Here is a 6,450-nt window from a genome sequence, read left to right on the forward strand (position 1 = left end):
TATCTTTCCGAAAGTCCTTGACTTGTTTCAGTTTTTCTATTAAGCTCAACATATATTTTAAAGGTTGGCGGTCACTTCTCATTTTACCTGACGGTGATCGCTTTTACTTTTGATATTCTGATGGGAGAATGAAACAGCCCTATCAAGGGGGGATCGAAGGCAAAATCTATCTTCTATTTAGTCTGTTTAATTCCATGCTAAAAACTGAGCAAATCCAAGTCATTATATCGAAATTTAAAGACCCCACTCTCTGGTTACTATTTTCCCTATCGGCAATCATCTTGCTCTGGAAATTAGGACAGAGGAGTTTAGAAGATTGGGATGAAGCTATATATGCACAAATTTCTAAAGAGATTGTACAAAATGGTGACTGGATAACTCTACATTACGGATATGTGCCTTGGTTTCATAAACCCCCCCTATTTATATGGTCAACCGCTGCTTTTTTTCAATTATTTGGGGTTGACGAATTTTGGGCAAGAGCGGCTTCGGCTTTATCAGGAGTCGCCTTAATTGCTATTATCTATTTGATTGGTAAAAAAGTTTATGGATATTGGGCAGGAGTTTTTGCCTCGTTGATTTTGTTGGCAAGTTATCAATTTGTCAATTCTGCTCGGTTTGGTACCACCGATATGATGCTGACATTCTTTCTATTTCTCTCACTTTACGGTTATCTTCATCTTCGCCAAGGCAATCAAAAATGGTGGTATTTTATTGGTACTGCTTGTGCCTTGGCTTTTATGGTTAAAGGTTTTGCTGCCATTGTTGCACCGGCTGCCATTATAATAACGCTATTAATTGAAAGGCAGTTATTAACTACTTTTAAATCGAAACATTTTTGGCTAAGTATTGTCTTGGCTACCTTGATAATTATTCCCGGGCATTTAACAGTGCTACTACAGCATGGACAGGCTTTTTTGCAGAAATACTTAGGTTATCATGTGATTGAACGGGCAACCCGCCCCCTCGAGGGAAACAGTGGAGACTTTCTCTCATACTTCCGAACAGTTATTAAATTCTTTTTTCCTTGGGTTTATCTAATTCCTTTTGCATTTATCGTCAGTGTTAAAGATACTTTAAAGCCCCATAGCTCGTCGAGAATTATAATGGTTTTCTTTCTGGTGGTTTTTGGTCTATATAGTTTGGTATCAACCAAATTAAGCTGGTATATTCTTCCCCTTTATCCGATTTTTGCAATTTTTATCGGTTATCTATTTCAAAAGGCACAAGCTTCTTCTACTGCTCGTTCGTGGATATTGATTAGTATCGCAACTGTAGCTTTAGTTATTTTCCCTGTAACGCCTCTCAAAATTGCTGGTATTATCAGTCCTTCAGTTAAACAGATATTAGCAGTTTTCTGTTTTGCGATTGCAGCAACTCTACTTGTTCTCATTTTACTGAAAAGGCTTACTCCTAAATCGGCGACTATTTTACTATTTGCAGTTTTTGTCTTTTCTGGAATCAGAGAAGTTAGAGGACTTTATACTGCAAGAGTAACCCCCCTATCTGCCTTAGCACAAGTGGCAGGGCAAGAGGATTTTAATAAGAAAAATCCCTTAATAATTGCTAAGTTATCTGCTGATCTTAATCATCCCAGCGCCTTATTTTATAGTAATAGACCGATTTGGTGGCTGAGGAGTGCCGAAGAACTTAAAACGGCCGTCAATAGCGATAAAAACCATGAAATTATTATGAGTAAAGAAGATTTTGATAATTTATCTTCCGACTATGAAATTCAAGTATTATCTGAAAAAGCTAGTCTAGTTTATGCTAAAATTTATCCTAAGAACTCTCCCGAAATAAATAAGTAAAAAATCTATTTAATAGATAATAATTATTTAATTCTCTAGCTTGAGATTGCTAAAATCCAGGATTAGATAATGAGGAAAAAAATTAAAATCTTCTGCTTGCCTGATCATGAATATACTTGTTAGTCTTGCTCAATTACAGAGAAAACAACTTAGTTTCGCTCTTCTGGTATTTTTGATTATAGGTAGCACTTGGTTAGCTTTCTTATTCGCTCCAGAAAGAACAAATGATGGTCTTGTTCATTTATTTTGGAATAGTTTTTGGGCAGAGCAAGTTAAGTCTGGAGATTTATTCCCAAAATGGTATGCTCAAGGCTATGGAGGATACGGAAATGCTGCATTTTTATTCTATCCTCCTCTTTTAAGATATGTAGCTTTTCCCTATCATCTGCTCGGATTTTCTCCAGTTGTTGCTCTAAGATTTACGGTGCTAACTATTTTGCTCATCAATATAATTAGTGCCTCAACTTTAGCAGCATATTTATTCAAAAGAAGGGGCATACTTTACTATCAACTAATTATTATTTTAGCAATTAATCCTTACCTATTTTACTGTTTATTTTGGCGTGGTGCCTTAGCAGAGTGCTTGGCTATTGCTTTAATGCCTTTTTTTGTGACCGCGCTTCTAAAAGTTTCTACTAGGATTACTTTGGCTAATGGTTTAGCATTAACAATTACAACTTCTTTGATAGCATTAGCTCATCTACCTAGTCTGATTATTATATTTTTTCTGTTTGGTATTTATTCGGTAATTATCCTGTTAAAAAATAGAAATTTTCGAGATTTTTGCTGGCGGATTCTATTCTTGAACATCGGCATAATTTTTTCTTTTCCTTACTTAGTTCCTGCGGTTTTTAATTTAAAAGAAATTCGTCAACCGATAGGAACTTCTCTGGGTGATTGGGTTGCTTTTGGTAATAACTTTTATCAAAATCGACAGACTTTTATAATTAGTCTCATTTTCAGCATCTATCTAATTATCTATCTCTTAAGTATTCGAGCAGTTTGGCGGAGAAGAAACAAATTAGAAAAATTTAATCTGTTTTCTCTAATCGTTTTATCGGGACTGAGTTTATTAATGATTTCACCTATTTCTTTACCATTTTACAAAATCATTTTTCCCCTGCAAAAAATCCAGTTTCCCTTTCGGTTCCTTGCCGTGGCATCGGGTCTAGTTTCTACTTTGGCAATTCTTTCTATTTCTGTGAAATTTAACCAATTCAAAAAACGCCTTTTAGTCAGCCTGTTAGTCATTGCTAGTTTGTCTATTCCCCATTACCTTTTATTATCAAGTGTCCTAACTCCTCTTTACCAAGATTCCCTGGCCAAAGAACAACTCAACAACTTGATTACCGCCAGGATTAAACAGCCATCTTATCAATCCCAAAGAACAGCAACGGCTAATTTTTTACCAGTAGAACCAATTAAAGTCGGCGGTAAAGGATTTAATCTAGCGGCTGGTCTCTTAATTGTTCCAGATGTAGTAGATTATCTTCCGGCTGCCCTGAGTGAGAAAACGCCTTTCTGGAAATTTCAAGGTAATACCGTTTCTCCTGCTCAAGGTTATCAAGACCATTATGTTCGCAATGGTGACGGTCAATTAGCTATGGTCAAAGCTTCTTCATATAATCGTATTTGGGATTGCCAAATCGTCTCAGATACTCAGGTTGATCTGGGAATTACTTATTTTGGTCGCTGGCACTTTGAAACTAATCCCAAGGGAATGATTAGCAGTCAGGGAATCTCTCAGGATGGCTTATTTACTCTGCAATTAAAACCGGGAAAATACCAACTAATTGCTCAATATCGTGCTTAACTAAAGGGAAAAAAATAAATTCCCCGTCCGGGACAGGGAAAAAATCTATCTTGATCAACAAAACAATTAATCCAAAAATCCCATTAAAGTTTCGGGATCATCGATTTCATTGGAAGCAACGGGACGATTACCCATGACTGTATAAGTTTCGCTAATGTGCAGATGACTCAGAGCGATCGGACGATTGCCAGAGATCGCTAGAGTGCTACTGATTTCCATACCACTAGAGCCGACAGGACGCAATCCACCGACGGAAGAATAGGTACTAACAATTTTCAGATGGCTAACTTCCACGGGACGACCACCGGGTAACATTTCATCTTCCGTGAAGTGAAGATGGCTACTACCAACAGGGCGATTTTCGGGCAAGCGATGTTCAGGTTGATAGAATTTTAAGGCTTTGGAAGCTGATTCGGGACTGTTTTTCACCGAAAGGGCGACCACTTCTTTATCTTTGGCGGTTTTAGCCGTACTAGCCTTACCGCGCACAGTGCTGGTTTTTTCTTCTGTGGTTGCTGGGGTTTGAGTCCCATTTGTTTCTAGATTTTCCACCGTCATAACCTGATACTCCTTTCCGTTAATAGCTTCGGGGAAACGATAAGATTTAAGTTTAGGGTATTCTCGAAGACTTTTAATCTTTTTTTAAAATCCTCTCTAATATTAAGATACATCTTTCTTTCCCAAAACCCTATAAGTGTTGGTAATTTGATTGATAATTTATTTTGCCTGTTCTCTACACCTAGCCGCTAATGTTCGCTTTTCAACTACAAGCACCCTTTCAACCCACCGGGGATCAACCGGCAGCGATCGATAAATTAGTGGATTCCCTGCAAAACAGGCATCGTTTCCAAACCCTCTTGGGGGCAACCGGCACCGGTAAAACTTTCACCATTGCCGCTGTGATCGAGAAAATTGGCAGGCCTACCCTTGTCCTTGCCCATAATAAGACCCTGGCCGCCCAATTATGCAACGAATTGCGGCAATTTTTCCCGAATAACGCCGTGGAATACTTTATCAGCTATTACGACTACTATCAACCGGAGGCTTACATTCCCGTCAGCGATACCTACATCGAAAAGAGTTCTTCGATTAATGATGAGATCGATATGCTGCGCCATTCGGCCACGCGCTCGCTGTTTGAACGCAGGGATGTGATCGTCGTCGCTTCCATTAGTTGTATTTATGGTTTGGGAATGCCCGCGGAATACCTGAAAGCGGCGATTTCCTTAACAGTTGGTCAAGAGTTCGACCAAAGGCAATTATTACGGGCCTTGGTGTCAGTGCAGTACAATCGCAATGATTTAGAGTTAACTCGCGGTCGTTTTCGTCTGAAGGGCGATATTTTGGAAATTGTTCCCGCTTACGAGGATCGGGTTATTAAAATTGATTTTTTTGGCGATGAGATTGAAAGTATTCGTTATCTCGATCCCCTGACGGGGGAAGTTTTGCAAAAATTAGAGCGAATTAGTATTTATCCGGCCCGTCACTTTGTTACCCCGGAGGAGCGTTTAGAGGTGGCTTGTCGGGATATTAAAACCGAGTTAGATAACCGTTTATTGGAGTTAGAAAAAGCGGGCAAATTACTGGAAGCGCAACGTTTGGATCAGCGGACTCGTTATGATTTAGAAATGTTGCAGGAAGTGGGTTATTGTAATGGCGTGGAAAATTATTCGCGGCATTTAGCGGGTAGGTTAGCGGGGGAACCGCCGGAATGTTTGGTGGATTATTTTCCCCAAGATTGGTTATTAGTTGTGGATGAATCTCATGTTAGTGTGCCGCAAATTCGCGGGATGTATAATGGCGATCAATCACGAAAAAAAGTTTTGATCGATCACGGGTTTCGTTTACCCAGTGCTGCGGATAATCGTCCTTTGAAGTCGGAAGAATTTTGGCAGAAAGTTAATCAATGTATTTTTGTTTCGGCCACTCCGGGAGATTGGGAATTAGAACAGTCAGAAAATCGCATTGTCGAACAAATTATCCGACCGACGGGAGTTTTAGACCCTGAGATTTTTGTGCGGCCAACCGAGGGACAAGTAGATGATTTATTAGGGGAAATTAAGGAGCGAGTGCAGTTAAATGAACGGGTTTTGATTACCACTTTAACTAAACGCATGGCGGAAGATTTAACCGAATACTTGCAAGAAAGGGGAATTAAAGTTAGATATCTACATTCAGAAATTCAATCAATTCAACGGATTGAAATTATCCAAGACCTGCGAGAAGGGGTCTTTGACGTGCTGATCGGGGTGAATTTGCTTCGCGAGGGGTTAGACCTGCCGGAAGTGTCTTTAGTGGCGATTTTAGACGCAGATAAGGAAGGATTTTTAAGGGCTACCCGCTCTTTAATTCAAACTATCGGCCGGGCCGCTCGTCATATTCGCGGTCAGGCAATTCTTTACGGAGATAATCTCACCGATAGTATGATTAATGCGATCGAAGAAACCAAGAGACGGCGCGCTATTCAACAGGAGTATAATCAGAAACATGGGATTATTCCGCAACCGATTGTTAAAAGGTCAAGTAATTCAATTTTGGCTTTTCTGAATATTTCTCGTCGCCTAAATTCCCAACAATTAGAGCAGGTTTGTGAGAATATAGAAGAGCTTTCTTTGGAACAAATTCCCGAGTTAATTCAACAACTAGAAGCGCAAATGAAAGAAGCGGCGAAAAATCTAGAATTCGAGTCAGCAGCTAAATATCGTGATCAGATTAAGCAATTGCGAGATAAGTTATTAAATCATGTTAGATAAACCTATGACTAGATTTATTCATGACCAGTTTGCCAAAGATTATCTCGAAGAATTATTATCTTCCCTAGGAGAG

At 39.2% G+C, this 6,450-nt stretch carries 4 protein-coding genes; 3 read left to right on the forward strand and 1 reads right to left on the reverse strand.

Annotation, left to right across the window (positions count from 1 at the left end; all coding sequences use genetic code 11):
• The first annotated feature begins 194 nt into the window (after positions 1-194).
• Together EWV84_RS13525 and EWV84_RS13530 are read left to right on the forward strand one after the other, a co-directional pair.
• A complete protein-coding gene (locus tag EWV84_RS13525) occupies positions 195-1,811 on the forward strand; it encodes an ArnT family glycosyltransferase (RefSeq protein ID WP_287078397.1) in 1,617 nt (538 codons plus the stop codon).
• A 106-nt stretch (positions 1,812-1,917) separates the two neighbouring features.
• Positions 1,918-3,624, forward strand: a complete 1,707-nt coding sequence (locus EWV84_RS13530) for a putative glycosyltransferase family protein (RefSeq protein WP_287078398.1) — start codon at positions 1,918-1,920, stop codon at positions 3,622-3,624.
• A 66-nt stretch (positions 3,625-3,690) separates the two neighbouring features.
• Here the strand turns inward: EWV84_RS13530 and EWV84_RS13535 are convergent, their stop codons facing one another.
• Entirely contained in the window at positions 3,691-4,182 is a 492-nt protein-coding gene (locus EWV84_RS13535) for a hypothetical protein (RefSeq protein WP_287078399.1), read from the reverse strand.
• Positions 4,183-4,373: 191 nt separating this feature from the next.
• Here EWV84_RS13535 and uvrB point away from each other — a divergent pair, with 191 nt between their 5' ends.
• Complete coding sequence (gene uvrB / locus EWV84_RS13540) at positions 4,374-6,377, forward strand: excinuclease ABC subunit UvrB (RefSeq protein ID WP_287078400.1); 2,004 nt, start codon at positions 4,374-4,376, stop codon at positions 6,375-6,377.
• The last annotated feature ends 73 nt before the right edge of the window (positions 6,378-6,450 follow it).

This window comes from Microcystis sp. M_QC_C_20170808_M3Col (assembly GCF_007095505.1).
In the GTDB taxonomy this organism is placed as follows: Bacteria; Cyanobacteriota; Cyanobacteriia; order Cyanobacteriales; family Microcystaceae; genus Microcystis.